A 25,392-nucleotide genomic window follows, 5' to 3' on the forward strand; every position below is an offset into this window, starting at 1 on the left:
TCTCCTCCTATTGCTTTTGCTTGTGATGGTGCTGATACGGCATCTCCGGACCGCCTGAGGCGCCGGCGCAACCGATGCGTCGGCAAGCGCGTCCCCACGCCGCGGCCGGGCCGCGGCGGAGAAAACGAAATTTGGGGACGGGGCGAGCTGGACGCCCCGTGGTCAGACGAGCTTACGCAGTTCGCGCTTGTACAGGGCCGAACGCCTCGCATAGTCGTCGGCGTTGGCGCGCAGATTGGCGACCTCGTCGTCAGTCAACTGGCGCACGGCCTTCGCGGGCGAGCCCAGGATCAGCGAGCGATCCGGAAATACCTTGCCCTCGGTCACCAAGGCACCCGCGGCCACCAGGCATTCCTTGCCGATCGTCGCGTTGTTCAGCACCACGGCCTGGATCCCGATCAGCGAGCCATCGCCGACGGTACAGCCATGCAGCATGGCCTGATGGCCAATCGTGACGCCCTCACCGATATTGAGCGGGCAACCAGGGTCGGTGTGCAGCACCGCGCCTTCCTGCACATTCGATCGCGCGCCAATGGTGACGGGCTCATTGTCGGCACGAATCACCGAGCCAGGCCACGCGCTGACCTGCTCGCCAAGAACGGCGTGACCAATGATGGTGGACTGGTCGGCGACGAAGGCGGATTCGGAAATGACGGGGGCGAGGGAACCGATTTGATACAGGGACATGATCTTTTTTCTCTTCAGGCGGATTGCCTGCAGATTGCAGGCAGATTGTTACTCGCACGAATGCCCTTGCCAGCCGTCTTCCGCCGAAATTCGTCCAGCAGGTAGCAAGCGGGTTTCCGCGCCTTTGCAACTCATACTCTAGCGATTCCGCTGGAGGTCTGAGACGGTGGTTTGGAAGGGCTACGATCTCCGATTGGAAACTCAAGTAAAGCAGCGCAGGCGTGCAGTCGATCCATGTCGATGCCGGTCTCGCATTCCATGCCGTGCAGCATCGCAAGCAGAGCCATTGCGCTGGTGTGGGTGTCGCCCGGTGTCAGGGACACGCGGAAATGCGCGATGCCTGTTGTCATGGCCGCCAGCGCATTGGCCAGCGCCATTCCGCGCGCGTTGCTCAATTCCACAGCCACATCCAGCGCCTGCCATCGGTCGCGTAGGCCATCGCAGGCGCGCTCGATGGACAACGGATCGGCCATCGCCGTGTCATCGCACAGGACGATGCCGGTGGCTCCACCGGCAGCAAACAGATCGGCAAGATCGATGGCGACTTCCGTGTCGACCGATGCGTCAAGCGGGCAGCCGAACGCGGCATGCACGGCCGCCATGATTGACACACCGCTGGCGGCGGCGAGCGCCGCGACCTGCTGCAATTGCTCGATCGTGTCTACGCGGGGCCGGCCGGTCAGCGCCAGGTTGCCTGCCTCGCTGGCAACCAGCGTCAGGACCAGACAGTCGGGGCGAAGCGCCAGGGCGCGTCGTCCGCCGTCAAGGTCCCATACGGAGATCGCTACCTGCGTGCCCGTAGGACGGCCAGTCCCGAAGGGCACTGCATCCAGGCCTTGGTCTGGCAGCGGGGCTTCCACATACCGAACTCCCGCGGTGTTGGCCGCCGCAATAAATGCCTGGATATCGCTGGCACTGGAGCCGGCGCGCAGTGCATTGACACGTGGCGAGCGCCGCAGGCTGATGTCGTCGATTCGGACACGGGTGCCGGCGAGGTGCAGGATAGGCAAAGAGGGAAGCATCATGGTGCGGCGAGGTTTGTGGGGGAGTCGTGCATACCAGCGTAGCCTTCCCGGACTGGCTCGGCAAATGCGCTTTGGAATGAATAAAGTTCCAATGTGGAACGTCACGATTGCAATTGCCGTCTGCTGCCGTCTGCATCAGGCGTGGTGCCGGCATTCAGGCCGCAGACTTTCCGAAGCATGGCGCCAGGCGTTCCGAATCGTCGCGACAGGCATCCATGCAGCGGGCTAGAGTCGGGCCACCCATTTCCCGGCTGCCAGCCTGACGACCCGGCCGGGGCGACTGCATTACGGCTGTTGAATATGAATCCCGCTCAAGACCCGGCAAGCCACCGTCGTTATGCCTTCCCCGCGCTGACCTCCTGGGTCGTGGAAATCCTCCATGCCGCGGGAATGCCGGAGGCCGACGCCGCAACGGCGGCACAAGTCCTAATGCGTACCAGCCAGCGTGGCATCGACACCCATGGTTTGTCCCGCCTGCCGGGCTACGTGGACAGGTTGCTGTCAGGAGAATTCAATGCCCGCCAACGGCTTGCATTTGCCTCTCGCCACGGCGTCACTCATCTGCAAGCGGATCGTGGATTGGGCCAACTCGTCGGTACGCTGGCGGTACGCGAGGCCATGGCATGCGCCTCTCGCGCAGCGCACGCGGTTTGCATGATCGCCAACAGCGGCCATCTGTCGGCACTCGGCACCTATGTGCTGGAGGCGGCGGAAGACGGCATGATCGCGCTGCTTTGCCAGCGGACCCCACCGATCATGGCTTTGCCCGGCGCGCGCAAGGGCGTGATCGGGAACAACCCGCTGGCATTCGCAATGCCGGTCCGGGGCGCTGCGCCGCTAGTCTTTGACATGGCCTGCAATGCAGTGGCGCGCGGCAACGTGCTACAAGCCGTGCGTGATGGACAATCAGCCATTCCACTGGATTGGGCTATCGGGCCAAACGGTGTGCCTACCACTGACCCGGTGCAGGCATTAGCGGGAGCGATGCTGCCGTTCGGCGGACATAAGGGAATCGGCCTCGCGATGATGGTCGAGTGCCTGGCAGGCAGCCCGAACGGGAGCCTGCAGGAGGCAAGCCCGGATGTGCGGGGTTCCGCCGGTGGCGTCGACGGGTTCCTGCTCGTCATCAACCCCGCCATGTTTGTCGGCCAGGAGATGTTCGACGCGAGCGTACGCACGTGGCTGGACTCTTATGTGGCGGGGAGCGGCGACGCCGCACGTTACCCAGGCATGCGTCAGGCGGAGTGCGAGCGCCAGCGCGGAGAGAGCGGGCTGCCAATTGAACGTGTCGGCATCTGGCCGATGGCCGGTCATGCTGTTGTGCAAGCTGGCGCCGCCCGGCGAAAAGCCTTTGGCCTTGGCGTCGTACGCGCCATGGACCAGCCCCAGGAACTCGCTGGCGATATTCCGGTGGAATCACGGCGGGCGAAACGTGTTCTGCATCGCGCAGGTCAATGTGAGATCTCTTCAAGCCGCAAGCCATTGGTCTTGGGTCCAAACACGCCGACGGCGATCGCAACGATCAGCATGCAGACCGTGACGCCGGCAAACACACCCGCCACGCCGAAATCCCTGAGCAGGAACGCGATCAGGAAGCCCGACATCATCGCGCCTGCACGGCTGGCGGAATAGACGAGACCGTTGGCGCGGCATCGCACGCCAGTCGGGAACAGTTCGGACTGGTAAGCGTGATAACAGACTGAAATGGTTTGGCCGGCGATGCTGATCAGCACGCCGAGCACAATGAGTGAGAGGACGCCTTTCATCTGGGAGAAGAGAAGCCCGAACACAATGACGGCCAGGGCCGCGCCCACGATCAGCCATTTGCGCTGGACTTTATCCGCGTACAGCATGGCGAGCAACGGTCCCACCGGCAGCGCGATCGCGATCACGAACGAGTAAAGCAAGCTCTTTGTGACGGTGATGCCCTGGCCGATCAGCAGGGTCGGCACCCTGTTGGCAAATCCGTAGTAACCGATCGCCTGGCAAAAATTGAAGATGACGAGCATGATCAGGCGGGAACGATACGGCGGCTGCCAGAGCTCCGCAAACGACGCCTTGACCCGCTTGGGCAATTCGATGGCGGGCAACGGCGGCGGAAGAGGGCGGCCGCACTGACGCTCGACCGCGGCTTCGATCTTCCCCACGACACGTTCGCCTTCCTCCACGCGGCCCTGCAACGCAAGCCAGCGCGGGCTTTCCGGCACGGCGCGCCGAATGAACCAGACGACGACGGCGCCAAGGGAGCCGATCAGTACGACCCAGCGCCACCCGTCTATCCCGAGCACGGTGGTCGGCACCAGCCAGTACGACAGAATGGCCGCTACCGGAGCGGCGGCGAACATGACCATCTGGTTGAAGGCCATGGCCCGGCCGCGCATGTGCTGCGGAACCAGTTCAGTGACGTAGCTATCGATCGTGACAATCTCTATGCCTACGCCAATGCCGGTAATGAAGCGCCACAACACCACGCCCTCGGCGGTATGCTGGAAGGCCATGAACGCCGAGCCCACCGAGTGCCAGAGCAACGAGAACGTGAACACGGCACGGCGGCCATAGCGGTCCGGTAGCCAGCCAAAGCCGAACGTGCCGACGAACAACCCGGCAAAGGTGGCGGCGATGAATCCGGCGATACCCTGGAAGCCGAAGAATGCCTCTGTGGTGGTCTGCAGCAAGCCGCTCTTTTCCATACCGGGCGCGATATAGCCGGTGAAGATCAGGTCGTAGACCTCAAAGAAGCCGCCCAGGGAAATAAGGAACACAAGCACCCATAGGTGACGTGCAACGGGCAGGCGATCCATGCGGGCGGAAAGGGCCGCGGCAGAACTGACAGACGGCGTGGAAAGAGGTGGGGCCAAATTGGATTGATCCGCCGTAATGGTCGGGGGCATGCTTGTCTCCGTGATTGCAGGCGGCTTTTATTCTTCTTGGGATGCCTGTCGGTGTTATTGCCACTGCCGCCGGGTCACTGGGGCCGGCGGCAGTGGCGGAGCGAGTGGACTATTCGGCGGCGAGTACGCCGCGCTTGATCTGATCGCGTTCGATCGACTGGAACAAGGCCTTGAAGTTGCCTTCGCCAAAGCCATCGTCCCCTTTGCGCTGGATAAACTCGAAGAACACCGGGCCGAGCAGCGTGTCGGAGAATATCTGCAGCAACAGGCGCGGCTCGCCTCCGGACGTGCTGCCGTCAAGCAGAATGCCGCGTGTTTTCAGTTGGTCGACCGGCTGCCCATGACCCGGAAGCCGTTCTTCGAGCATTTCGTAATACGTCTCGCCGGGTGCCGTCATCAGGGGCACGCCAGCCATGGCGAGGCTGTCGATCGTAGCCAGCAGGTCGTCGCTCAGCAGCGCAACGTGCTGGATGCCTTCACCGTTGAACTTCATCAGGAACTCCTCGATCTGGCCCGCGCCCTTCGACGACTCTTCATTCAACGGGATGCGGATCTTGCCATCCGGAGCGGTCATTGCCTTGGAAGTCAGCCCGGTGTACTCGCCGGATATGTCGAAGTAACGGATCTCGCTGAAGTTGAACAGACGCTCATAGAAATTCGCCCAGAATGCCATGCGGCCGCGGTACACGTTGTGCGTCAGATGATCGACCAGTTTCAGCCCGTGCCCGACCGGATGCCGATCAATCCCTTCGATGAACTCGAAGTCGATGTCATAGATTGATTTTCCGTCCTCGAAGCGGTCGATGAGATACAGCGGTGCGCCACCAATCCCCTTGATGGCTGGTAGGCGAAGTTCCATAGGGCCCGTGGCCATCTCCATCGGCTGCGCGCCCAACTCGAGCGCCCGCTCGTACGCCTTGTGCGAGTCCTTCACACGGAACCCAAGGCCGCAAGCCGACGGGCCATGTTCGGAGGCAAAGTATGCTGCCGGGCTCTTCGGCTCGCGATTGACGATGAAGTTGATAGCACCCTGGCGGTATAGCAGCACATCTTTCGAGCGATGACGGGCAACGAGTGTGAATCCGAGTTTCTCGAAGATAGGTTCCAGCGTGTTGGGCGTGGGCGATGCGAATTCCACGAACTCGAACCCCATCAGGCCCATCGGATTTTCGAACAGGTCAGTCATCACAAGCTCCGTAATCTAGTAATTGGTGGTCGCAGTCGGCGCGGTCAAGCCCGCTGTCATCGCCGTACGCGCGTCCGTAGGATCATCCGAAGGCGTAGCGATTGGCCGCCACGCAGTGCTGCGGCAGTCTTGCGCCGTATCCGTCAAAGGTATCGATTCAGGCCGTGGCTCCGCTGATCAGGCGCACAGAGATCTCTTGCGTTTGGTTTTCCACCTCCGCCAAGGCCTCGCCCATACCCGGACGGCGGCCCAGCGGGGCAACGGGATGGGATCAGTCATGCCATCCCTGGTTTGCATCGGGGCCAGTCTTTCGCTTGCCGTCAGGTGCGGGTCGTCGAACAGTTATTTGGGCCGCATGATCGCGATGTATGAATCTTAGAGTTTCCGAAGGGCGCGCACCGAGGTAGTTTGGAACGGATATGATTCCAATCAGGAAGATCAGAAATGGCGGGGGCGGGGGCGGGGCCGGAGGTGGAGGGCGCGGAAGGCATCCTAAGGTCCGGGCAGCAGGAGTTGTGCATGAGCCGGCATGGGCACCAGACGCTTGAAACTTCGCTATGGGCAGGTGCGACCGTGTTTTAGGGGGGGCCACCAGTCCTTGTGGCTTTAAGCGGGGGAAGTTGTGTCGCTCGCCAAGCCATTCAGACGCGCTTCTGCTGCGTTTGGCTGCAGCGATCTCCGTGGGAGACATCAAAGCGCGGTGCGACGAGTGCGGCCGCGCCGGCTCGACCCAGCGTTGGTGCGGCGTCGGCCGACGCAGGAACGCACGGTAGGCGGTGGCGTCTTCCGTCGCCAGCGACGATAGTGCCTTCGGCATTCCGAAAACCATCACGGTGAGCCGAGACGGAGGCAGCTGTTGAGGTACAGGGATCGTGCGAGCGATGCTCACCATGCGTAAGACCAATCACATGACCAAAACGCTCTGATTTCTATGCGAATTTTGTCCTTAAGTACGCTTTTCGGCAGTTGCTGAAAGGCAACGTCAGGGCTATGGATGCTCAGCATTCGTGAAGTGTAGTAAAGATGCTCCTCCAACTCTGAGTACAAAATCCGGAAAATCAATAATTTAGCGATTCGTCCGTACTAACATTACTACGATTTTTCAAGTAGTAATGTTGTTACCATCCGCCTGCGCGAAGTAATGTTGATCCGATCGGAGGTCCGTCGCTTGGTTACATCTTTACTACGTTTCACACCGACTACGCGGCTTCGATCTCGTTGAGTAAAAAGAGCGTTCTCGCGCTTCATGGCCTAAATAGCTGGAATCTAAGGCGCTGAACAAAAAGCCTGACCGCCTTGTCGCCGCGTGAGAGTAGGAGCGCAGGGGACACGTGCTCCCCGAACTGCAGCATTAAAGGAGAGCCGTGAGACGGTGAAATGAGCGCAATCAGGGCGCGTATCAACTTTACTACCCAAACGGAACATCATTACTACACTTCACGCCACCGGAACATTCTTTCGCATGGGAAAGCGACAGTCGCATGAACGATGAGCGGAAAAATGCAACGCTCTTATCAATGCTGAGCGTGGCTCGCATGAACCTCGATCTTCAACAGTAGCGCATTACGGCATCTGCGCGCCCAGGGACAGAAATACGTCAGCGAAGCGATGCTGTTTGAGGCCATCGATGAACAGCGACGGATCGTTGCGCGCGCAAGAACGCAATCATTGGGCGCAAGCCGTCGAGGCACTGTCTTGAAGGATCCGGTGCCAAGGAACGCTCGGCAAGAGAGTTCTCAAGTTCGGCAAAGCGAAAGCGCATCGGTGAAACCTACTGAGGCGTCCGTCGACTACAGCAAGCCAGCCATAGCGTACGATATCGAGCAATGGTGATCCGTAATGGGCGAGCTACTCACACATCTTCTGCCTGCTGCAAGACCATTGGCTCAGTGCGATGACAATGTTCGGATTCGAGGGCTGGCCCGTAACCGATGGATCGATTACCCGCGTGCCACGCGGGCGCTGGAGATTCTTGAACGACTCATCCAGACACCTGAGCGCGAGCGTATGCCATGCATGTTACTGCATGGAGACTCCAATATCGGAAAGACGCAGATCATCTCCAAGTTTCGGCGTCATCATCCGCCCGAGTATGACGAGGAGAAGGGCGTTGAGATGTGCAAGATTGTCGCCATGCAGATGCCGCCGACACCTGATCAGCAGCGATTCTATGCGTCACTGCTTTTCGAGCTGGGGGCGCCTTTCAATGCTACAGCCCGGCTTTCCGCGCTCGAGAAGCTGACCCGAGAGCTTCTTCGGAAGGTAGCGCCGCGGATGCTGATTGTTGATGAGGTCCATCACTTGCTGGCAGGAAGCTACCGGGAACAGCGGGCATCCTTGAATCTGCTGAAGTTTCTGGCGAATGATTTGAGAATCCCCATCGTCCTCGTTGGCACCCAAGACGCCGTGATTGCGTTGCAAACGGATCCGCAGATGGTGAGCCGGTTCACACGCTTCGAAATTCCCAGGTGGAACAAATCAGAGGCCTTCCGATGCCTCCTTGCTGCCTTTGAACGAATTCTGCCCCTTCGACGGCCGTCGAACCTGGCGCGGAAAGAGATGGTTCAGGCGATTCTGGCGGCGAGCGGCGGACTAACCGGGGAGGTATCGCGGGTGCTCAATGTCGCGACTGAACTCGCCATTCGCGACGGCAGAGGGGAGATCGAACTTGGCCACATCGAGAATGCAGCGCGAGGTCTCCTGTGCTGAGCTTGTGAGACCTTGGCCGGTGGCGCCACGTCCGTTTGACGACGAGGCCTTTGGCGGCTGGCTGGGGCGCTTGGCAGCCACGTATCGAATCAGCGTCCCGCAGCTATGGGCAAGTGGGCAGCTTGGGGCATTCCCCTACTTGCCCCGCTGTGGATGGTTGCTGTTTCCGCCGGTTGACGAGCTGGTGCTTGCCCGCCTCGCAGCGCTGACTCACGTTAACATCGACAGACTAGTGGCGATCCAAACACCAGCAGCGTGGGTGTCCGACCGACGCGGCCTTTCATTCTGCTTCGAGTGCCTCGCTCTGAATCCCCTCGATGTCTTTTCGCCTCGCTGGAAACGTGAGTGGCTGAAGCCGGAGGCAACTGTCTGTGAAATTCACGATCACCGCCTCCAGGCCATCTCATCGTTCAAGCTACACCAGCTCAAAAATCTCAATGCAGTGATCCGTTGGGTAGGGAAACAGTACGCGCGGGATCGCGAGTCGTTCCGAAGCCTCCTTGGCACACCACGTTCGCAGTATTGGTGCGCACCATTCGCAGAATTAACGATCGGCAACAGCAGCGGACCGCTTCCATTGCATTGCCGGAACGCCGCTTCAGAGGTCGGCCGCCGCGCAGGCCGCATCGAGCGTCTGGCCGACCAGCGTCGAGATCGTCATCGGCCCCACCCCACCGGGCACCGGCGTCACCGCCAGGCAGCGCTGTACGAGGCCGGTCGGTTCGATGTCGCCTATGCCGCCCTGGTGGTAGCCGGCGTCGATGACCACGGCACCGTCCTTGATCCAGTCCGCGCGAATGAAATGCGGCTTGCCCACCGCGCCGACCAGGATGTCCGCGCGCCGCACCTCGGCTTCGAGATCCACCGTTCGCGAATGGCATAGCGTGACGGTGGCATGCGCGTTGGACAACATCAGCGCCATCGGCTTGCCGAGGATGGCGCTGCGTCCGACGACCACCGCGCGCTTTCCGGCGAGCCCGATGCCATGGTGTGCTAGCAGCGACATGATGCCGGCCGGCGTCGCGGAGCCGAAGGCGGGCTCACCCAGCGCCATCCGTCCGAACCCCAAGCTGGTCACGCCGTCGACATCCTTGGCAATGTTGATGCGGTCGAAGCACTGCCGCTCGTCGATCTGCGCTGGCACCGGATGCTGCAGCAGTATGCCATGCACGTCGGGGTCCGCGTTCAGCGCATCGATTTCCGCGAGCAGCTGCGCGGTCGTGGTATCGGCGGGCAGCATGACCGCGCGCGACGCCATGCCGATCGCGCGGCAGGCATTGCCTTTCATTTTGACGTAGGTCGCGGATGACGGGTCGTCACCCACGAGAATGGTCGCGAGTACGGGCACGGCATCGCCGTTGGCCGCCTTGAGCGCACGCACGCGCTCGGCAAACAGGGGCGCGCGCAACGCGGCAAGCGCCTTGCCGTCCAGGATGATGCAGTCCATGTCCCGTTCCTTGTTGTCGATGCCGAAGCCTGCCGCGTTCACTTGAACACGATCGTCTTGTTGCCGTTCAGGAACACGCGCCTTTCGATATGGAACCTCACCGCGTTGGCAAGCGCCATCTTCTCCGAGTCCCGCCCGGCGGCGACGAGCCGTTCCGGGCCGAACGTATGGTCGACGGACTGAACCACCTGCTCGATGATGGGGCCTTCGTCCAGGTCTCCGGTCACGTAGTGCGCGGTGGCGCCGATCAGCTTCACACCGCGCTCGAATGCCTGGTGATAGGGCTTGGCGCCCTTGAACCCGGGAAGAAACGAGTGATGGATGTTGATCGCCTTGCCTGACAGCTTGCGGCACAGATCATCCGACAGCACCTGCATGTAGCGCGCCAGCACCACCAGCTCGCTGTTCGTCGACGCCACCAGCTGCAGGAGCTTGCCCTCCTGCTCGGCCTTGGCATCCGGCGTGACCGGCAGCACGTGATAGGGAATGTCGTGCCGCTCCACCATCGGCCGCAACGCCTCGTGGTTGGACACCACCGCCGTGATGGTCATCGGCATCTCGCCGGTGCGCTGGCGGTACAGAAGGTCTTCGATGCAGTGGTCAAACCTGGACACCATCACCAGCACGCGCGCCTTCTCCGCCATTGCACGCATCTCCCACTCCATGCCGAATCGCTTCGCGGTCGCCCGGAACGCGTCGCGCAGTTCGTCCAGCGTTGGAGCCGGCGTCGTGTCGGTACGGAACACCACGCGCGAGAAGTAGCGCATGTGGTCCTCGTCGTCGTACTGCGCCATCTCGGTGATGTTGCAGCCCCGGTCCGCCAGGAAATTGCCGATCGCCGCGACGATGCCACGCGTGCCCGGACAGGCGACCTTGAGAACGTAGGCCTCGGGCCTCGCATTGGATGAGGGATGTGATGGGTACGTCATGGCGTTTTCCAGTGGTGAAGGGTTTCGGCTGGCGGCGTTCTGCAACGCGTTTCCGATGCGGGTCTTGTCTTCCAATTTTCCTCAATGCGAAAAATAGTCTATGAAAATTTTTCTTGCAACAATTTTTTGAAGCATATATATTTTCTTCGCGAACATGATGTTTTGTTTTTAGCGGCTGCTGCAAAGCGTGAATTTTTTGCCTTGCCCGCCGGCCGATACCGATTCGCGTCATTGCCTTCCACCGGGCGGGAGAGCAGGCAGGGTGCCGTGCCAGCCTGGCCTTGCCGGTCAACAGGATAGAAAAGGATTCAGTCATGTCAGGCAGCGTTCCCTCGCAAACGGAAGTGGTGATCGTCGGTGGCGGCATCGTCGGATGCTCGATCGCCTATCACCTCACCAAGCTGGGTATCAAGGACGTCGTCCTTCTCGAGCGGCGCCAGTTGACGTGCGGCACCACCTGGCACGCAGCCGGCCTGATCGGGCAACTGCGCAACAGCCGCCAGATGACCGAACTGGCGAAGTACACGTCAGAACTGCTCTATGAACTGGAGCGCGAGACCGGCCAGGCCACGGGCTTCAAGCAGAACGGCTCGATCAGCCTCGCGCTGAACGTGGCGCGCTTCGAAGAACTCAAGCGCGGCGCTTCGATGGCGAAGAACTTCGGCCTCGACGTGCAGGTGGTCGGTCCGGACGACATCGCCAAGCTCTGGCCGATGCTCAACCTCGACGGCGCGGTTGGCGGGGTGTTCTTGCCCAAGGACGGGCAGGCAAACCCCACGGACATCACGCAGGCGTTCGCCAAGGGCGCGCGCATGCGCGGCGCGACCATCGTCGAGAACCTGAAGGTGGAAAAGCTGCTGGTCGAGAACGGCCGGGCGGTCGGCGTGCAGACGGAACAGGGTATGATCAAGGCGAGCACCGTGGTGCTGGCCGCCGGCATGTGGTCACGCGAACTCGCCGCGCAGGTAGGCGTGTCGATTCCGCTCCATGCGGCCGAGCACTTCTACATCGTCACCGAAGCGGTCGAAGGGCTGCCGGGCAACCTGCCGGTACTGCGCGTGCCGGACGAATGCGCGTATTACAAGGAAGACGCCGGCAAGCTGCTGCTCGGCGCGTTCGAGCCCGTGGCCAAGCCGTGGGGTATGGCCGGTATTCCAGAGAACTTCTGCTTCGACGCCTTGCCCGACGATTTTGACCATTTCGAGCCGATCCTGACCAGCGCGGCGCAGCGCGTGCCAGCGCTCGAACATACCGGCATCAAGACCTTCTTCAACGGCCCGGAAAGCTTCACGCCGGACGACCGCTACCTGCTGGGCGAAACGGCCGAGGTAAAAGATCTGTTCGTCGCCTGCGGCTTCAATTCGATCGGCATCCAGAGTTCGGGCGGCGCCGGCAAGGCGCTGGCGCAGTGGGTACACGACCGCAAGGCGCCGATCGACCTGTCCGACGTCGACGTCCGCCGCATGCATCCGTTCCAGAGCTCGCGCAGCTACCTGCACGACCGCACCACCGAGACACTGGGGCTGCTGTACGCAATGCACTGGCCGTTCCGGCAGTTCGAGACCGCGCGCGGTGCGCGCCGCTCGCCGCTGCACGACAGGCTGGTCGCGGCCGGCGCGGTGATGGGCGAGCTGAGCGGCTGGGAGCGCGCCAACTGGTACGCCGAGCCCGGCAGCAACGCACGCTACGAGTACAGCTGGGGCCCGCAGAACTGGTTCGCGAACAGCGCCGCCGAGTGCCGCGCCGTGCGCGACGCCGTGGCCCTGTTCGACCAGACCTCGTTCGCCAAATTCATGGTGCAGGGGCCGGACGCCACGCGCGCACTCAATTGGATCTCGGTCTCTGACGTGGACGTGCCCATCGGCAAGATGGTCTACACGCAGTGGCTGAACCCCTACGGCGGCATCGAGGCCGACCTGACCATCACGCGCACCGGCTCCGAGTCGTATCTCGTGGTGACCGCAGGCGCCACCCAGACGCGCGATTTCTCCTGGCTGCAACGCAATATCCCGGATGGACTGCGCTGCGTGGCCACTGACATCACGTCCGGCATGGCCGTGCTGAGCGTGATGGGCCCGAACTCGCGCGCGCTGCTGGAGAAGGTATCCGGCGAAGACCTGTCCAACGCGGCCTTCCCGTTCGCCACGTCGCGCGAAATCCAGCTCGGCTATACGCGGGTTCGCGCCAGCCGCATCACCTTCGTCGGCGAACTGGGGTGGGAACTCTATATCCCCATCGAGTTCACCGTGCACGTGTACGAGCAGCTGATGAAGGCCGGCGAGCCGTTCGGCCTCAAGCTGGCCGGGTATCACGCCATGAACAGCTGCCGCACGGAAAAGGGCTACCGCCACTGGGGCCATGACCTGACCACCGAAGACAACCCGCTCGAAGCCGGGCTCGGCTTCTGCATCGCCTGGGAGAAACCGGGCGGCTTCATCGGCCAGGACGCAGTACGCCGCGTGAAGGAAGCCGGCCCGCTCAAGCGGCGCATGGTGCAGTTCCGCCTGGCAGACCCGACCCAACTGCTTTATCACGAGGAACCGATCTCGTGCGACGGAAAGATCGTCGGCTCCATCAGTTCCGGCATGTACGGGCACCGTCTCGACGCATCGCTCGGCATGGGCTACATCACCGCGGAAGAAGGCATCACGGCGCAGTGGCTCGCGCAGCAGCGGTTCGAGATCGAGGTGGCGTGGCAGAAGATTCCCGCCGTCGCCAGCCTTGCGCCGTTCTATGACCCGACCAATGCGCGCATCAAGTGCTGAAGTACTGAAGTTCCGAGGTGCCGAGGTGCCGGCAGGCGCGAAGCCGACTGACAGCAACCCTGTCGCGCCCTCCGGTCAACGATCGCGGCAGCGCATATTACCGATTCAGGAGCAACGATGAAAGTGCTGGTGGCAGTCAAGCGTGTGGTGGATTTCAACGTCAACATCCGCATTAAATCCGACCTCAGCGGCGTGGAGACCGCTAACGTCAAGATGTCGATCAACCCGTTCGACGAGGTCGCGGTGGAGCAGGCGGTACGGCTGAAGGAACAGGACGTCGCGACCGAGGTCGTCGCGGTGTCGGTCGGACCGGAAAAGGCGCAGGAAACATTGCGCACTGCACTGGCGATGGGCGCCGACCGCGCCATCCTCGTGCAGACGGATGTCACCACCGAGCCCCTGGGCGTTGCCAAGGCGCTCAAGGCGCTCATCGCGCGCGAGGAGCCGGCACTGATCCTGCTAGGGAAACAGGCGATCGACGACGACTGCAACCAGACCGGGCAGATGCTTGCCGGGCTGCTGGGCTGGCCGCAGGCGACCTCGGCATCGTCGCTGACACTCGACGGCACGCGCATGACCGCCGCGCGTGAGGTGGATGCCGGCATTCAGCGCATCGAGGTCGGCCTGCCGGCGGTCGTCACGGTCGATCTCCGGCTCAACGATCCGCGCCATGCGTCGCTACCCAACATCATGAAATCGAAGAAGAAACCGCTCGACATCCTGACGCCGGAAGCGCTTGGCATCGACGTCTCGCCGCGTACGGTCACGATGGAAGTCCGCTCGCCGACGGAGCGCACGGCAGGAAAAAAAGCCGCGTCGCTCGACGAACTGGCGCACGAGATCCAGGTCATCATGGAGGGTCAGTGACATGAGCGCGCTCGTCTATGCGGATCATGACAATGCTGTGCTCGCGCCGGCAACGCGCCACGCCATCACCGCGGCCCGGCAGATGGCCACTTCGGTACACGTGATCGTGGCGGGCCGCGGCTGCGGCGCCGTGGCGCAGGCTGCGGCACGCATCGAAGGCGTGGACCGGGTCATCGTGGCCGAGGGTGAGGGACTGGCGCACCATCTGCCCGAAAACGTGGCCCCGCTGCTGGTGCAGCTGGCCGCCGACTACGGACATGTGGTTGCCCCGGCCACCAGCACAGGCAAGAACGTGCTGCCTCGCGTGGCCGCGCTGCTCGACGTGAGCCAGGTTTCGGAAATCTCGGCGGTGATCGCACCAGACGTGTTCGAGCGCCCGATCTACGCGGGCAATGCCATCGCCGTGGTGAAATCGACCGACAGCAAGCGGGTCGTGACCGTTCGCGCGACGAAATTCGCCGCAGCCGCCGACCGCGATGCCGCCTGCCCGGTCGTGGCGATGCGCTTCGACCAGGCGGCCTGCGTTTCGCGCTTCATCGAGCAGGACCAGGCCGATCCCGGCCGCCCGGATCTGACCACGGCGGCGGTCGTGGTGTCGGGCGGTCGCGGCATGGGCTCGAAAGACAGCTTCGGCCTGCTGGAAAGCCTGGCGTGCGCGCTCGGCGGAGCGGTGGGCGCGTCGCGCGCGGCCGTCGATGCCGGCTTCGCTCCCAGCGATACGCAGGTGGGCCAGACCGGCAAGGTGGTGGCGCCCAAGCTCTATATCGCGGTGGGCATCTCCGGCGCGATCCAGCATCTCGCAGGCATGAAGGACTCGGGCAAGATCATCGCCATCAACAAAGATGCGGACGCACCAATCTTCCAGGTCGCCGATATCGGATGGGTGGGCGACCTGTTCGAGGCCCTGCCGCAACTGACGCAGGCCGTCGACGCGAAATAGCCGCGAAGCCGGGAAGCCGGCAGGTAAGAAGCGCCGGCGGCGGGCAACCGCCCGGCGCACACTGGGCGACGGTAGGGCCAGCCCGGGACGGATGACAACAGCAAACACAGCGCACCAGCCGAAGCGCGATGCAAGAAAGGGAAATGACGGCGGGCAGGCAAGCCGCCCGGCGTCATTGTTTTTCGCCGCGACGATGCACCGCCGTGACAGACGGCGGCGCATCGGCGAATGGCCATGATGAACGCGACATCGCGGTTCCTCCCCTCCAAGGTAACGATCATGCAGAGCCAGAGTCAAACCTTTGTCAGCTTTCGGCGCGTCCGGAAGACCTATGACGGCGAATCCCTCGTTGTCCGGGACCTGAACCTCGACATCCGCAAGGGCGAGTTCCTCACGCTGCTGGGCCCGTCGGGCTCCGGCAAGACCACGTGCCTGATGATGCTGGCGGGATTCGAATATCCCACCGACGGAGAGATCTGGCTCGACGGGCAATTGCTCAACCGCATCCCGCCACACAAGCGTGACATCGGCATGGTGTTCCAGAACTACGCGCTGTTTCCGCACATGACGGTGGAGCAGAACCTGGAATACCCGCTCAAGGTGCGCAAGATGCCCGCAACCGAACGCGACACCCGCATCAAGCGCGCGCTCGGCATGGTCAACATGGCGCAGTTTGCCAAGCGCATGCCCGCGCAGCTGTCGGGCGGCCAGCAACAGCGCGTCGCGCTGGCGCGTGCGCTCGTGTTCAACCCCAAGCTCGTGCTGATGGACGAGCCGCTGGGCGCGCTGGACAAGCAGTTGCGCGAGCACATGCAGCTCGAACTGAAGGCCCTGCATCAATCGCTCGGACTGACCTTCGTCTACGTCACGCACGACCAGAGCGAAGCGCTCACCATGTCGGACCGCGTCGCCGTGTTCGACCAGGGCGTGATCCAGCAGCTCGACAAGGTCGACGCGCTGTACGAAACGCCGGAGAACCTGTTCGTCGCCAACTTCATCGGCGACAGCAATGCCATGCGCGGCACGGTGGTTAGCACCGACGGCAACTACTGCACCCTGCGCATCGACGATGCCACCACGGTACGCGCGCTCAACGCCGGCAAGCTCGGCGTGGGCGCCACCGCGACCGGCATCGTCCGCCCCGAGCGGGTATCGATTTCTACCGGCCCGGCCCAGGGCCGGAACACTATCACCAGCGAGACGCTGGGCGCCATCTATTTTGGCGACCACGTGCGGCTGCGCTGCCGGCTGCCTGGCAACACGGAGTGCATCGTCAAGGTGCCGCTAGAACAAGACGTGGCCGCCCGCATGCCGCCGGGCAGCACCGTCGCGCTGTCTTTCCACGAGGATCATCTGAGGGTTTTTGGTTAAATGAGCATCGTGATCCCCCATCCCAACGTGCACCAGCGCGAACTCTCGCGCTCGCTGCGACTCGTCAACCTGCGCAGGCACGCCTCGGCGCTGCTGCTGGTCGCGCCGCTGGCGCTGTTCCTGTTCTTGGTCTTCATGACGCCGGTGGCCTCGATGATCATGCGCTCCGTCGAAAGCCCCGAAGTCTCGAATGCCCTTCCGAACACGACGGCGGTGCTGCGCCATTGGAACCCGGCGAGCCCCATCCCCGACGAAGCGTTCCGCGGCTTGCTGCTCGACATCGAGCGCAACGGCGGCGACAACGACGCGGGCAAGGCGGCCGGCCGCCTGAATAGCCAGAAGGAAGGGTTTCGCTCGCTGTTCTTCAACACAGCCAACGCCCTGCCGTTCGACGAGCACGATGCGGCTATGCCGGCGGCCGAAGTGCGCCGCAAGCTGACGGAAGTCGACCCGCGCTGGGAAGACCCGGCCTACTGGAACGCCATCGCGCGCAACGCGTCGCGCCATACCACCCAGTATCTGCTGGCCACCATGGACCTGAGCCGAGACAGCGAAGGCAACCTGATCTCGGTGGATGGCAAGGCGTCGGCCTATCGCCAGATATTCCAGCGCACGTTCGCCATCAGCGCCTGCGTGACGGTGCTTGCGCTGCTGCTCGGCTACCCGCTAGCCTACTGGATCGCGACGATGCCGCCGCGCAAGGCCAATCTCGTCATGATCCTGGTGCTGCTGCCGTTCTGGACTTCGATCCTGGTCCGCATTTCGGCATGGATCGTTATTCTGCAGGGTTCGGGCCTGGTCAACCAGGGACTGATGCAGCTCGGCTGGATTTCCACGCCGCTGCCGCTGCTATTCAACCGCACCGGCGTGCTGATCGCCATGACCCACATCCTGCTACCGTTCGCCATCCTGCCGCTGTACAGCGTGATGAAGTCGGTGCCTGCGAGCTACGTGAAGGCCGCCGTCTCGCTGGGCAGCCACCCGTTCGGCGCGTTCTGGAAGGTGTATTTCCCGCAAACCCTGTCTGGCGTCGGTGCCGGAGGCCTGCTGGTGTTCATCTCCGCGCTGGGCTACTACATCACGCCGGCCCTGCTGGGCGGCGCGGGTGACCAGATGGTGAGTTACTACATCGCCTACTTCACCAACGTGTCGCTGAACTGGGGCATGGCGTGCGCGCTCGGCGTGATCCTGCTGGCCATCACGCTGGTGCTGTTCGGCATCTACCGCAAGATCGTCGGTACCGACATGAAGATGAGCTGACAATGAAAGCCCCTGCCCGCTTCGCCCCTTACACGTCGCCGGTCGAGATCGCCTGGCACTACCTGCAACGCGTCATGAACGTCGCGATCCTGCTGTTCCTGATCGCGCCGATCCTGGTCATCATTCCGCTCTCGTTCAACGAGAACACGTTCCTGATGTATCCCATCCACAGGTTCTCGCTACGCTGGTACGAAAACCTGTTCACCTCGGTCGACTGGATACGCGCGGCCCGCAACAGCTTCATCGTCTCGCCGATCGCCACGCTGCTTGCCACGGTGCTGGGCACGCTGGCCGCGCTGGGCCTGAACAAGGCGACGTTCCGCGGCAAGGGCATCGTGATCGGCGTGCTCATCTCGCCGATGATCGTGCCGGTGATCGTGACCGCGGTGGGCATGTACCTGGTGTTCGCTCGCTGGGGCCTGTCGGGCAGCTACCCCGCCATGATCATGGGCCACACGGCCATCGCTGCGCCGTTCGTGGTGATTACGGTCAACGCCACGCTGGCCGGCTTCAACCAAAATTATGTGCGGGCCAGCCTCAGCCTGGGCGCGTCGCCGTTGCGCACGTTCTTCTCGATCACGCTGCCCATCATCGGACCGGGTGTCATCTCGGGCGCTCTGTTCGCGTTCGCGACATCGTTCGACGACGTCGTGCTGACGCTGTTCCTGGCCGGCCCCACGCAAGGCACCCTGCCCTTGCAGATGTTCACCGGCATCCGCGAGAACATCACCCCAACCATTGCGGCACTCGCCACCATCCTGATCGTCTTCTCCAGCCTGCTGCTGGTGGCGATGGAATGGCTGCGCGCCAGAAGCGCCGCGAGGCAGACGGGCCGCTAAGCACGCCGCCTGCATCACGGCTTCGGGCGCGTCCGCCGGCTGTGGACTCCATCTCTTCCCCAGCGCACGCGCCCGGGCGCACGGCATTCGCCTGCGCGCCGCGGTGGCTCGCGCTCCCCATGACGCCCCGGCGCCGCTTTCGACAGGCCCGGATAGCACGCAGACGCCGAGGAAACCGTCAACATCAATTCCTCTTGAGAAAATTTATTGACTTATGTTTTTCTGTTTAATATCTTTGATTCCGTTATTTTTATATTCGTGAGTTAAGACCGGATCTTTCTTCCCCAAGAAGAAACCAGCCAACAATGGATGCGAGCGGGCCGGACCGTAGCCGGATGAGAGCCTGCCGTGTCGCCGACCAATTTTTTGATCACGACGATAGGTAATGCCATGCACAGCTTCAAATCGATATCCGCGTTTGTCTGTCTGGCGGGGGGTTTCACTCTCGCGCATGCCGACGACCTGGTGACAGTGAACTACGGCGGTGTTGTTGGCGAGGCGCAGAAGCAGGCCTGGGTCGCCCCGTTCACCAAGGCATCGGGCACCCCCGCCGCGGCCATCTCGTACACGGGCGACCAGGCCAAGATCAAGGCCATGACGACTTCCGGCGATGTCGTCTGGGATGTGGTGGAAATCGGCTCGCAGAATCTCGGCCGCGGCTGCCAGGACGGCCTTTACGAGAAGCTGGACTGGTCGAAGATCATCAAGAAGTCCGAGCTGTCCCCCGAGGCGGTCAGCCAGTGCGGCGCGGGCATCTTCGTGTCGTCCACGGTACTGGCGTACAACCCCAAGCTGGTCAAGGGCACGCCGTCGGGCTGGAAGGACTTCTGGGACGTGAAGAAATTCCCGGGCAAGCGTGGCATGCGCAAGGACGCGCACTACAACATGGAGATCGCGCTGATGGCCGACGGCGTTGCGCCGGCCGATGTGTTCAAGGTCCTGCGCACGAAGGAAGGCTTGGACCGCGCGTTCAGGAAGCTGGACGAACTGCGCCCGAACATCCAGTGGTGGGAAGCCGGCGCGCAGGCGCCCCAGATTCTCGTCTCGGGTGACGTGGTGATGACCACCGCCTGGAACGGCCGCATCAGCGCGGCGCAGAAGGAAGGCAACAAGGACCTGGCAATCTCGTGGAGCCAGAACATCGCCGACCTGGACTTCTTCGTCATCCCCAAGGGGACCAAGCGCAAGGCGGAGGCCGAGAAGTTCATCGCCTACGCCTTGAGCGAGGCCGGACAGAAGGCATTCTCCAATCTGATCACCTATGGGCCGGTGAACAAGGCCGCCTTGAAGGGACTCGACCAGAAGACGCTGGACAACCTGCCCAACTCGCCGGCCAACGGCAAGGACGCGCTGGTGGAGGACTTCAGCTTCTGGACTGACAATGGCGACGTGATCGACGCCCGCTTCAGCGCCTGGGCCTCGAAGTAAGTGGCCTCTCCGCGCGGGGCAGGAGTCTGCCCGGCGCCCTTCGTTCACCGGAAAGACGTATTCATGTCAGCAAAGCCATCATTGCCGCAGAGTCTCTGGGCCGCCACCGCGATCGCGCCGGGCCATTACCCTGAAGCGCGCGGCAACATCACGGTGCAGACCGTCGTCGTGGGAGCGGGTTACACCGGACTGAGCGCCGCCCTGCACCTCGCCGCGGCTGGCCAGAACGTACTTGTACTGGAAAGCGCCGAACCGGGCTGGGGGGCCTCCGGGCGCAACGGCGGCCAGATCATCTCCGGCCTTAAAATCAATCCCGACGAACTCGAAGCTATGTTCGGCGCGCAAGCCGGCGCGCGCATGGCCCTGACGATGGGCACCAGCTCGGAGCTGGTCTACAGCCTGATCGACCGCTACGGCATCGAGTGCCACGATCGGCGCACCGGGTGGATCCAGGCCGCGCATGCGCCTGTCGCGATGGACGACATGCTGCGCAAGCGCTTCGCGCAATGGAATGCGCGCGGCGTCGACTCGAAGCTGCTCGACCGCGACCAGGCGGCCGCTATGATCGGCTGCGCCCCCGGCAACTACGTCGGTGCCTGGGTGGACCCGCGCGGCGGCGTGTTGCAGCCGATGAGCTGGGCCCGCGGCCTCGCCGCCGCGGTCGTCAAGGAGGGCGGACGCATCGCCGCCAACAGCCCGGTCACGCGCCTGCGCGAGGAAGGCAATCGCTGGGTGGTGGAGACGCCGGCGGCCGTCGTTTCGGCCGAGCGCGTGCTCCTGGCCACCAATGCCTACACCGACCACCTCTGGCCGGGGCTGCGCCAGACGGTCGTGCCGGTATCGAGTTTCCAGGCGGCCACGGTGCCGCTGCCCGAAGACATTCGCAAGACCATCCTACCCGGTGGCCAGGGCGTGACCGACACACGCCGGCTCCTGCATTATTTCCGGCTTGACCACACGGGACGGCTGGTGATGGGCGGGCGCTCCCCGGTGGACGACGATCCCACCCTGGCCGATGCGGACAGCCTGCGGCGCGCGATCGCGCGCACCTTCCCGCAAGCGGCCGGCGTGCCGCTGGAGTTCGTATGGAGCGGCAAGGTGGCGCTGACCAAGGACTCGCTTCCCCACATCCACATCCTGGCGCCAAACCTGTTCACGGCACTGGGCTGCAACGGCCGCGGTGTGGCCAATGCCGCCATGCTCGGCAAGCTGCTCGCGTCGCTCGCCACAGGCACGCCGCCGGGTGAGCTGGCAATCCCCGTGACCGCCCCGGACAGGTTCCTGTTCCATGCATTCCAGCGCGTGGGCGTGCTGGCGGCGGCAACGTACTATCGCGTACTCGACCAGTTGGAGACTCAGCGCCGCGGGACGATGGATACCTGGCAACGCTGACGAGGCTGCCGCGGCATCGGGTGCGGCTGTCCAGATGTCCGTGGCAATGACGACGCATCTGCCGACTGACGGCTGTCCGGGATACGGAATGGCTTCGGCATGCCAATGCGAGAAAATGAAGAGGCTGCCGGATATAGGCGACCTCTTCATTTTTTGCAGGGATCGGGGGGACGCTCCGACGTCAATAGGTGGGCGGCGCAATCACCCAGACAACAACAGCCTCCGCGTCGCCGCGATTCGCCCAGCGGAACGGTTCGCGAACGATCCGGAAACTATCTCCGGCGGTCAGCTCAAAAAAATGTTCGCCGATCCACACGTCGAGCCGGCCCTTGACCACGTAGCCCTCTTCCTCGGTATCGCGCTGGCTGGGGTCCACCAGAGACGACCCCGGCTCGAACGTACTCAGAAAGGTTTCAAAAGTGCCGCCGATATTGGGCGACAGCAACTCCTCGACCAAGCCGTCCGTCACCGTGCCTAGCCGGCGGCGTGCGCCGGCACGCTGCACCCGCCCGACTTCGGCGGCCGGTTTCGACTCCGTAACGAAGAACCAGCCAAGCGGCACACCCAGCGACTGCGCCACGCGCTTGAGGTCCGAAATCGATATCTCGGCACGGCCGCGCTCCAGTTGGCTGATGAAGCTGGTAGAGCGCCCTGTGGCTATTGCGAGTTCCGCCAGCGTCTTGCTTCTGGCCTTTCTCAACTTCCGGATTTCCAACCCCAGCGCCACCGTATCCATTCCCACGTCATCGACGATGCTTGCTTTGGTTATGACCTGCGCGCTCTTTGGCATGCAAGACCTCTGCTCTTCGTACATGTTGGTTAAAAATATACCGCAAAAAATCCTCAAAAATAGAATTTCTCTATATTATTTTTTCACAAAGAGAACGAAGCCAACTTTTCGAATCGTTTGAGAGGGCGGCCGACATGGACTTCCCGCTGCTGTCACAATGAGTAATCCGTGCGCAGCTCAGATGAGCGCCCGAATATGGCGCTCGGCGGCATCACGCCATCGTCTGGCTGACGGTGGTCCGCAGCCGTCGTGGGAACGGCCTCAATACAAGCCGTCAGCGGGCCAGCATATCTCGGCGTTGCCGCTGTCGCCCTTACACCCTATTTGGGGGCGCTTGATTCCCGCGCAGTTTACCGGTGTAACCACCCCTAGTAGCCATGCGAGCTGGCGGGCGACGTTCTCCTGAAATCCCAATCCAATCAGTCAAGGCCATGGCCCAGCTAGGGATCGATCTGGACGCCACGCGGCACAAGCGGCGCCAGTTCGCGTGCACCTGTCCCGACTGGAGCGAGCGCAAGCCGCATCTTGACGGGGCGCTCGGGGCCGCATTGCTGGAAACCCTGCTGGACAGAGGCTGGATCGAGTCGACGCAGATGTCGCGGGCGTTTCGCGTGACGCCACGGTGGCATCGGGGAATCGAGAAAGTGGCGGCATGACCGGGGCAAACGGGCTACAAAGGAGCAACTAATGGCGATAGAACTGGACGACGACGCGCAGGACCCTGTAAGCCGGCTGTTTGCGCTAATCAATGTGGGAGATACCCAGCAGACCACGCAGCACCTGGCACTATTCGACGAGGCGCTGGAAGACACCGAGGAAAACGAAGCCGATGCCGATGCCGAATGCAGCTCTTCCAGATCAAAGAGATCATCGACTGGGAGGGAGGCTTCTACGTCGACTGGAAGGCGTCGAGGTCGTCCTTGCCGACCGGCTCGACGCCTTGCTGACTGCGGGCAAAATGCCGGACCTCGAGCAACTGCGGAGTGAGTTTGCGCCGCGGCAAGCGCAGTGTCCGGAGGTCGTGATCGAGACGCCAGCGGCATCGCTCTATGACGCGTTGCTCGACGAGGAGGTGACGGCATGAACACACCTGCAACCTACGATGCCGCGCGCCTGGGCCTGATGCTCAACGAACTGAGGTTGCCGACGATCGGCCGGCTATGGCCCGAATTTGAACAGCGCTCTGACAAGGAGGGCTGGCAGGCCGCACGGCTGCTTGGCGCACTGCTCGAGCACGAACTCGCCGAGCGGGTCAAACGCCGCATCGAACGACATCGCATCGAATCGCACCTTGATCCGACCAAGACGCTCGACAGCTTCGACTTCGGCATGGTGCCGATGGTCTCGAAGGCCCACGTGATGGCGCTCGCAACTGGCGACTCATGGCTAGAGAAAGGCGCCACGATCCTGCTGTTCGGGCCGCCGGGCGGCGGCAAGACGCATCTCGGCTCCGGCATCGGTCACGCTCTGATTGATGCCGGCTACCGCGTGCTGTTCACGCGCACCAGCGAGATCGTGCAGAAGCTGCAGGTGGCTCGTCAAAGCCTCCAGTTGCCGTCGATGCTCGGCAAGCTGGACCGCTTCGACCTGATCATCCTCGATGACCTGTCGTACGTGCGCAAGGACCAGGCCAAGACGAGAGTGCTGTTCGAGCTGATCGCAGAGCGGTATGAGCGGCGAAGTCTTCTGATCACGGCCAATCAGCCGTTCTCTGGCTGGAACGATGTGTTCCCCGACCCCTCGATAACGGTGGCCGCTATCGACCGCCTGGTCCATCACTCGACGATCTTCGAGCTGAACGTCGAAAGCTACCGGCGTCGCAACGCCAGCGACAACAAGCGTGCGCGGCGGCGTCAACTACCGGCCAAAGTAGTTGACGCTCTACATAAATCAAAAGGTTAGCGGTTTCCCTGTTAGCCTCCGTACCAAGATTACTTCCATTTTCCGAGTAGTAATCTTGGTACTCTCCGGCGGCGCGAAGTAATTCTGGAGCGATCGCGGGTCCGTCACTTAGTAGCATCTTTACTTTCTTTCGCTCTGACTACGCGGCTTCGCTCTCGTTGAGTAAGAGGAGCGTTCTCGCGAATCATGCCTAAAATAGGCTGCAATCTCAGCCGGGAACCAAATGCAAGGTGGCCTTGCCGTAGTGTGAGAGTAGGCACGCAGTGGACACGCATTCACCGAGCTGCGGAAGTAAAGGTGATGCTATGAGTGTAATCACGGGCGCGAATCAACGTTACTTCACAAAGGGAGCGCGATTACTACACTTCACGCCTGGAGAGACCTCGCCTCATGCCTGAAAGGAGCGAGGAGTCAGCTATGGACGTCCCCGATTTGCCAAGCTTCGCGCATCGTCGACGGTGAGAAAGGGAGATTGCAGCCATGTATCCGGATTTGGGTCGTAACTGGCCAAAATCGCAGTTGCTTCGCAGAGCATGCAGAACGCGCCCCACTGGAACGTTGTTTCGCATTGAAAAGCTAACAGTTGCATGATGAGCGCGGCTCGCACGAATTACGATCTTCGACACCCCGGTCGTGCCATACGGGATCAAATAAAATGCAATTAATCGCCATGACCAAAAGCCAACACCCCTGTGGCGTTAGCAATCGGGCCGCGACCAGTGGAGTGCTCGCCAGTGTGTGCCCGTCCTGCCTGCGGGCGACCATCAACAGACCTGCTAATACCAGACTAGCGTCCATGCCGAACACCTCTTTCAGGATCAGTGGTAGCGCGCCGCAGACAAACGCTTCTCGCGATCTCGGTTCCAATCACCGGCAGCACTAGCGGGCGCGTCTCACCGAACGCCGGGCCGCACGGGCACTGACCTCGCACCAGAAGTGCATTGCCTGTCGAGCCATACAATCT

18 protein-coding genes and 4 pseudogenes are annotated in these 25,392 nt (G+C 62.4%); 14 read left to right on the plus strand and 8 right to left on the minus strand.

From position 1 onward, the window contains the following. Positions 1-162: 162 nt before the first annotated feature. Positions 163-687 carry a gamma carbonic anhydrase family protein gene (locus ACYP5B_RS18120; protein ID WP_459570602.1) on the minus strand — a complete coding sequence of 175 codons (525 nt, stop codon included), beginning with the start codon at positions 685-687 and terminating at the stop codon, positions 163-165. A gap of 131 nt (positions 688-818) precedes the next feature. After that, entirely contained in the window at positions 819-1,817 is a 999-nt protein-coding gene (locus ACYP5B_RS18125) for a beta/alpha barrel domain-containing protein (RefSeq protein ID WP_459570603.1), read from the minus strand. A gap of 285 nt (positions 1,818-2,102) precedes the next feature. On the opposite strand from ACYP5B_RS18125, the pseudogene ACYP5B_RS18130 reads away from it, so the two are divergent. Then, positions 2,103-2,939 (plus strand): annotated as a pseudogene (locus tag ACYP5B_RS18130) (Ldh family oxidoreductase); the annotation flags it as partial. A gap of 54 nt (positions 2,940-2,993) precedes the next feature. Here ACYP5B_RS18130 and ACYP5B_RS18135 read toward each other — a convergent pair. The 3 genes and pseudogenes from ACYP5B_RS18135 to hppD form a co-directional block, all read right to left on the minus strand. Then, positions 2,994-3,158 (minus strand): annotated as a pseudogene (locus ACYP5B_RS18135) (homogentisate 1,2-dioxygenase domain-containing protein); the annotation flags it as partial. Positions 3,159-3,163: 5 nt separating this feature from the next. Further along, positions 3,164-4,603: an MFS transporter gene (locus ACYP5B_RS18140; protein WP_459570604.1), complete on the minus strand. Its 1,440-nt coding sequence runs from the start codon at positions 4,601-4,603 to the stop codon at positions 3,164-3,166. 109 nt (positions 4,604-4,712) lie between these two features. Then, a complete protein-coding gene (gene hppD / locus ACYP5B_RS18145) occupies positions 4,713-5,789 on the minus strand; it encodes a 4-hydroxyphenylpyruvate dioxygenase (protein WP_459570605.1) in 1,077 nt (358 codons plus the stop codon). A 1,839-nt stretch (positions 5,790-7,628) separates the two neighbouring features. Between hppD and ACYP5B_RS18150 the strand changes: the two genes are divergently transcribed. Both ACYP5B_RS18150 and ACYP5B_RS18155 read left to right on the plus strand, forming a co-directional pair. After that, a complete protein-coding gene (locus ACYP5B_RS18150) occupies positions 7,629-8,498 on the plus strand; it encodes a TniB family NTP-binding protein (RefSeq protein ID WP_459570606.1) in 870 nt (289 codons plus the stop codon). Then, positions 8,473-8,880, plus strand: a pseudogene (locus ACYP5B_RS18155) (TniQ family protein); the annotation flags it as partial. The gene ACYP5B_RS18150 and the pseudogene ACYP5B_RS18155, both read left to right, overlap by 26 nt. A 216-nt stretch (positions 8,881-9,096) precedes the next feature. Here the strand turns inward: ACYP5B_RS18155 and ACYP5B_RS18160 are convergent. Next, the gene (locus ACYP5B_RS18160) at positions 9,097-9,987 is read right to left on the minus strand and encodes a tetrahydrofolate dehydrogenase/cyclohydrolase catalytic domain-containing protein (protein WP_459570607.1); all 891 of its coding nucleotides are present in this window, start codon (positions 9,985-9,987) and stop codon (positions 9,097-9,099) included. Then, positions 9,984-10,874, minus strand: a complete 891-nt coding sequence (gene purU, locus ACYP5B_RS18165; RefSeq protein ID WP_459570609.1) for a formyltetrahydrofolate deformylase — start codon at positions 10,872-10,874, stop codon at positions 9,984-9,986. Before purU ends, ACYP5B_RS18160 begins: the two co-directional genes overlap by 4 nt. Positions 10,875-11,188: 314 nt before the next feature. Here purU and ACYP5B_RS18170 point away from each other — a divergent pair, with 314 nt between their 5' ends. The 8 genes from ACYP5B_RS18170 (at position 11,189) to ACYP5B_RS18205 (ending at position 21,736) form a co-directional block, all read left to right on the plus strand. Beyond that, positions 11,189-13,639: a GcvT family protein gene (locus ACYP5B_RS18170; RefSeq protein ID WP_459570610.1), complete on the plus strand. Its 2,451-nt coding sequence runs from the start codon at positions 11,189-11,191 to the stop codon at positions 13,637-13,639. Positions 13,640-13,756: 117 nt separating this feature from the next. Beyond that, the gene (locus ACYP5B_RS18175) at positions 13,757-14,506 is read left to right on the plus strand and encodes an electron transfer flavoprotein subunit beta/FixA family protein (protein ID WP_459570611.1); all 750 of its coding nucleotides are present in this window, start codon (positions 13,757-13,759) and stop codon (positions 14,504-14,506) included. Position 14,507: 1 nt separating this feature from the next. Next, entirely contained in the window at positions 14,508-15,446 is a 939-nt protein-coding gene (locus ACYP5B_RS18180) for an electron transfer flavoprotein subunit alpha/FixB family protein (protein ID WP_459570612.1), read from the plus strand. 279 nt (positions 15,447-15,725) lie between these two features. After that, positions 15,726-16,817 (plus strand): ABC transporter ATP-binding protein, encoded by a 1,092-nt coding sequence (locus tag ACYP5B_RS18185; RefSeq protein ID WP_459570613.1) that lies wholly within the window; start codon positions 15,726-15,728, stop codon positions 16,815-16,817. Next, a complete protein-coding gene (locus tag ACYP5B_RS18190) occupies positions 16,818-18,077 on the plus strand; it encodes an ABC transporter permease (protein ID WP_459570614.1) in 1,260 nt (419 codons plus the stop codon). It abuts the gene before it with no gap. Positions 18,078-18,079: 2 nt separating this feature from the next. Then, entirely contained in the window at positions 18,080-18,916 is an 837-nt protein-coding gene (locus ACYP5B_RS18195; RefSeq protein WP_459570615.1) for an ABC transporter permease, read from the plus strand. A gap of 390 nt (positions 18,917-19,306) precedes the next feature. Further along, entirely contained in the window at positions 19,307-20,344 is a 1,038-nt protein-coding gene (locus tag ACYP5B_RS18200) for an ABC transporter substrate-binding protein (RefSeq protein WP_459570616.1), read from the plus strand. Between the two features lie 63 nt (positions 20,345-20,407). Continuing rightward, the gene (locus ACYP5B_RS18205) at positions 20,408-21,736 is read left to right on the plus strand and encodes an NAD(P)/FAD-dependent oxidoreductase (protein ID WP_459570617.1); all 1,329 of its coding nucleotides are present in this window, start codon (positions 20,408-20,410) and stop codon (positions 21,734-21,736) included. Positions 21,737-21,917: 181 nt separating this feature from the next. Here the strand turns inward: ACYP5B_RS18205 and ACYP5B_RS18210 are convergent, their stop codons facing one another. Continuing rightward, positions 21,918-22,526 carry a helix-turn-helix domain-containing protein gene (locus ACYP5B_RS18210; protein WP_459570618.1) on the minus strand — a complete coding sequence of 203 codons (609 nt, stop codon included), beginning with the start codon at positions 22,524-22,526 and terminating at the stop codon, positions 21,918-21,920. Between the two features lie 425 nt (positions 22,527-22,951). Here ACYP5B_RS18210 and ACYP5B_RS18215 point away from each other — a divergent pair. The 3 genes and pseudogenes from ACYP5B_RS18215 to istB form a co-directional block, all read left to right on the plus strand. Beyond that, positions 22,952-23,182 (plus strand): annotated as a pseudogene (locus tag ACYP5B_RS18215) (transcriptional regulator); the annotation flags it as partial. 173 nt (positions 23,183-23,355) lie between these two features. After that, positions 23,356-23,610, plus strand: a complete 255-nt coding sequence (locus ACYP5B_RS18220; protein ID WP_459570619.1) for a hypothetical protein — start codon at positions 23,356-23,358, stop codon at positions 23,608-23,610. Then, entirely contained in the window at positions 23,607-24,428 is an 822-nt protein-coding gene (gene istB, locus ACYP5B_RS18225) for an IS21-like element helper ATPase IstB (RefSeq protein ID WP_459570620.1), read from the plus strand. Before ACYP5B_RS18220 ends, istB begins: the two co-directional genes overlap by 4 nt. The last annotated feature ends 964 nt before the right edge of the window (positions 24,429-25,392 follow it).

It is taken from the genome of Cupriavidus sp. 8B (genome assembly GCF_054589115.1).

What these genes read in the sequence shown, in the direction of transcription:
- ACYP5B_RS18180 (WP_459570612.1), top strand. Translation starts at nt 14,508, where the DNA reads ATGAGCGCGCTCGTCTATGCGGATCATGACAATGCTGTGCTCGCGCCG.
- ACYP5B_RS18150 (WP_459570606.1), top strand. Translation starts at nt 7,629, where the DNA reads ATGGGCGAGCTACTCACACATCTTCTGCCTGCTGCAAGACCATTGGCT.
- ACYP5B_RS18185 (WP_459570613.1), top strand. Translation starts at nt 15,726, where the DNA reads ATGCAGAGCCAGAGTCAAACCTTTGTCAGCTTTCGGCGCGTCCGGAAG.
- ACYP5B_RS18175 (WP_459570611.1), top strand. Translation starts at nt 13,757, where the DNA reads ATGAAAGTGCTGGTGGCAGTCAAGCGTGTGGTGGATTTCAACGTCAAC.
- ACYP5B_RS18140 (WP_459570604.1), bottom strand. Translation starts at nt 4,603, where the DNA reads ATGCCCCCGACCATTACGGCGGATCAATCCAATTTGGCCCCACCTCTT.
- ACYP5B_RS18210 (WP_459570618.1), bottom strand. Translation starts at nt 22,526, where the DNA reads ATGCCAAAGAGCGCGCAGGTCATAACCAAAGCAAGCATCGTCGATGAC.
- purU (WP_459570609.1), bottom strand. Translation starts at nt 10,874, where the DNA reads ATGACGTACCCATCACATCCCTCATCCAATGCGAGGCCCGAGGCCTAC.
- hppD (WP_459570605.1), bottom strand. Translation starts at nt 5,789, where the DNA reads ATGACTGACCTGTTCGAAAATCCGATGGGCCTGATGGGGTTCGAGTTC.
- ACYP5B_RS18200 (WP_459570616.1), top strand. Translation starts at nt 19,307, where the DNA reads ATGCACAGCTTCAAATCGATATCCGCGTTTGTCTGTCTGGCGGGGGGT.
- ACYP5B_RS18170 (WP_459570610.1), top strand. Translation starts at nt 11,189, where the DNA reads ATGTCAGGCAGCGTTCCCTCGCAAACGGAAGTGGTGATCGTCGGTGGC.
- ACYP5B_RS18120 (WP_459570602.1), bottom strand. Translation starts at nt 687, where the DNA reads ATGTCCCTGTATCAAATCGGTTCCCTCGCCCCCGTCATTTCCGAATCC.
- ACYP5B_RS18205 (WP_459570617.1), top strand. Translation starts at nt 20,408, where the DNA reads ATGTCAGCAAAGCCATCATTGCCGCAGAGTCTCTGGGCCGCCACCGCG.
- ACYP5B_RS18190 (WP_459570614.1), top strand. Translation starts at nt 16,818, where the DNA reads ATGAGCATCGTGATCCCCCATCCCAACGTGCACCAGCGCGAACTCTCG.
- istB (WP_459570620.1), top strand. Translation starts at nt 23,607, where the DNA reads ATGAACACACCTGCAACCTACGATGCCGCGCGCCTGGGCCTGATGCTC.
- ACYP5B_RS18195 (WP_459570615.1), top strand. Translation starts at nt 18,080, where the DNA reads ATGAAAGCCCCTGCCCGCTTCGCCCCTTACACGTCGCCGGTCGAGATC.
- ACYP5B_RS18220 (WP_459570619.1), top strand. Translation starts at nt 23,356, where the DNA reads ATGCCGATGCCGAATGCAGCTCTTCCAGATCAAAGAGATCATCGACTG.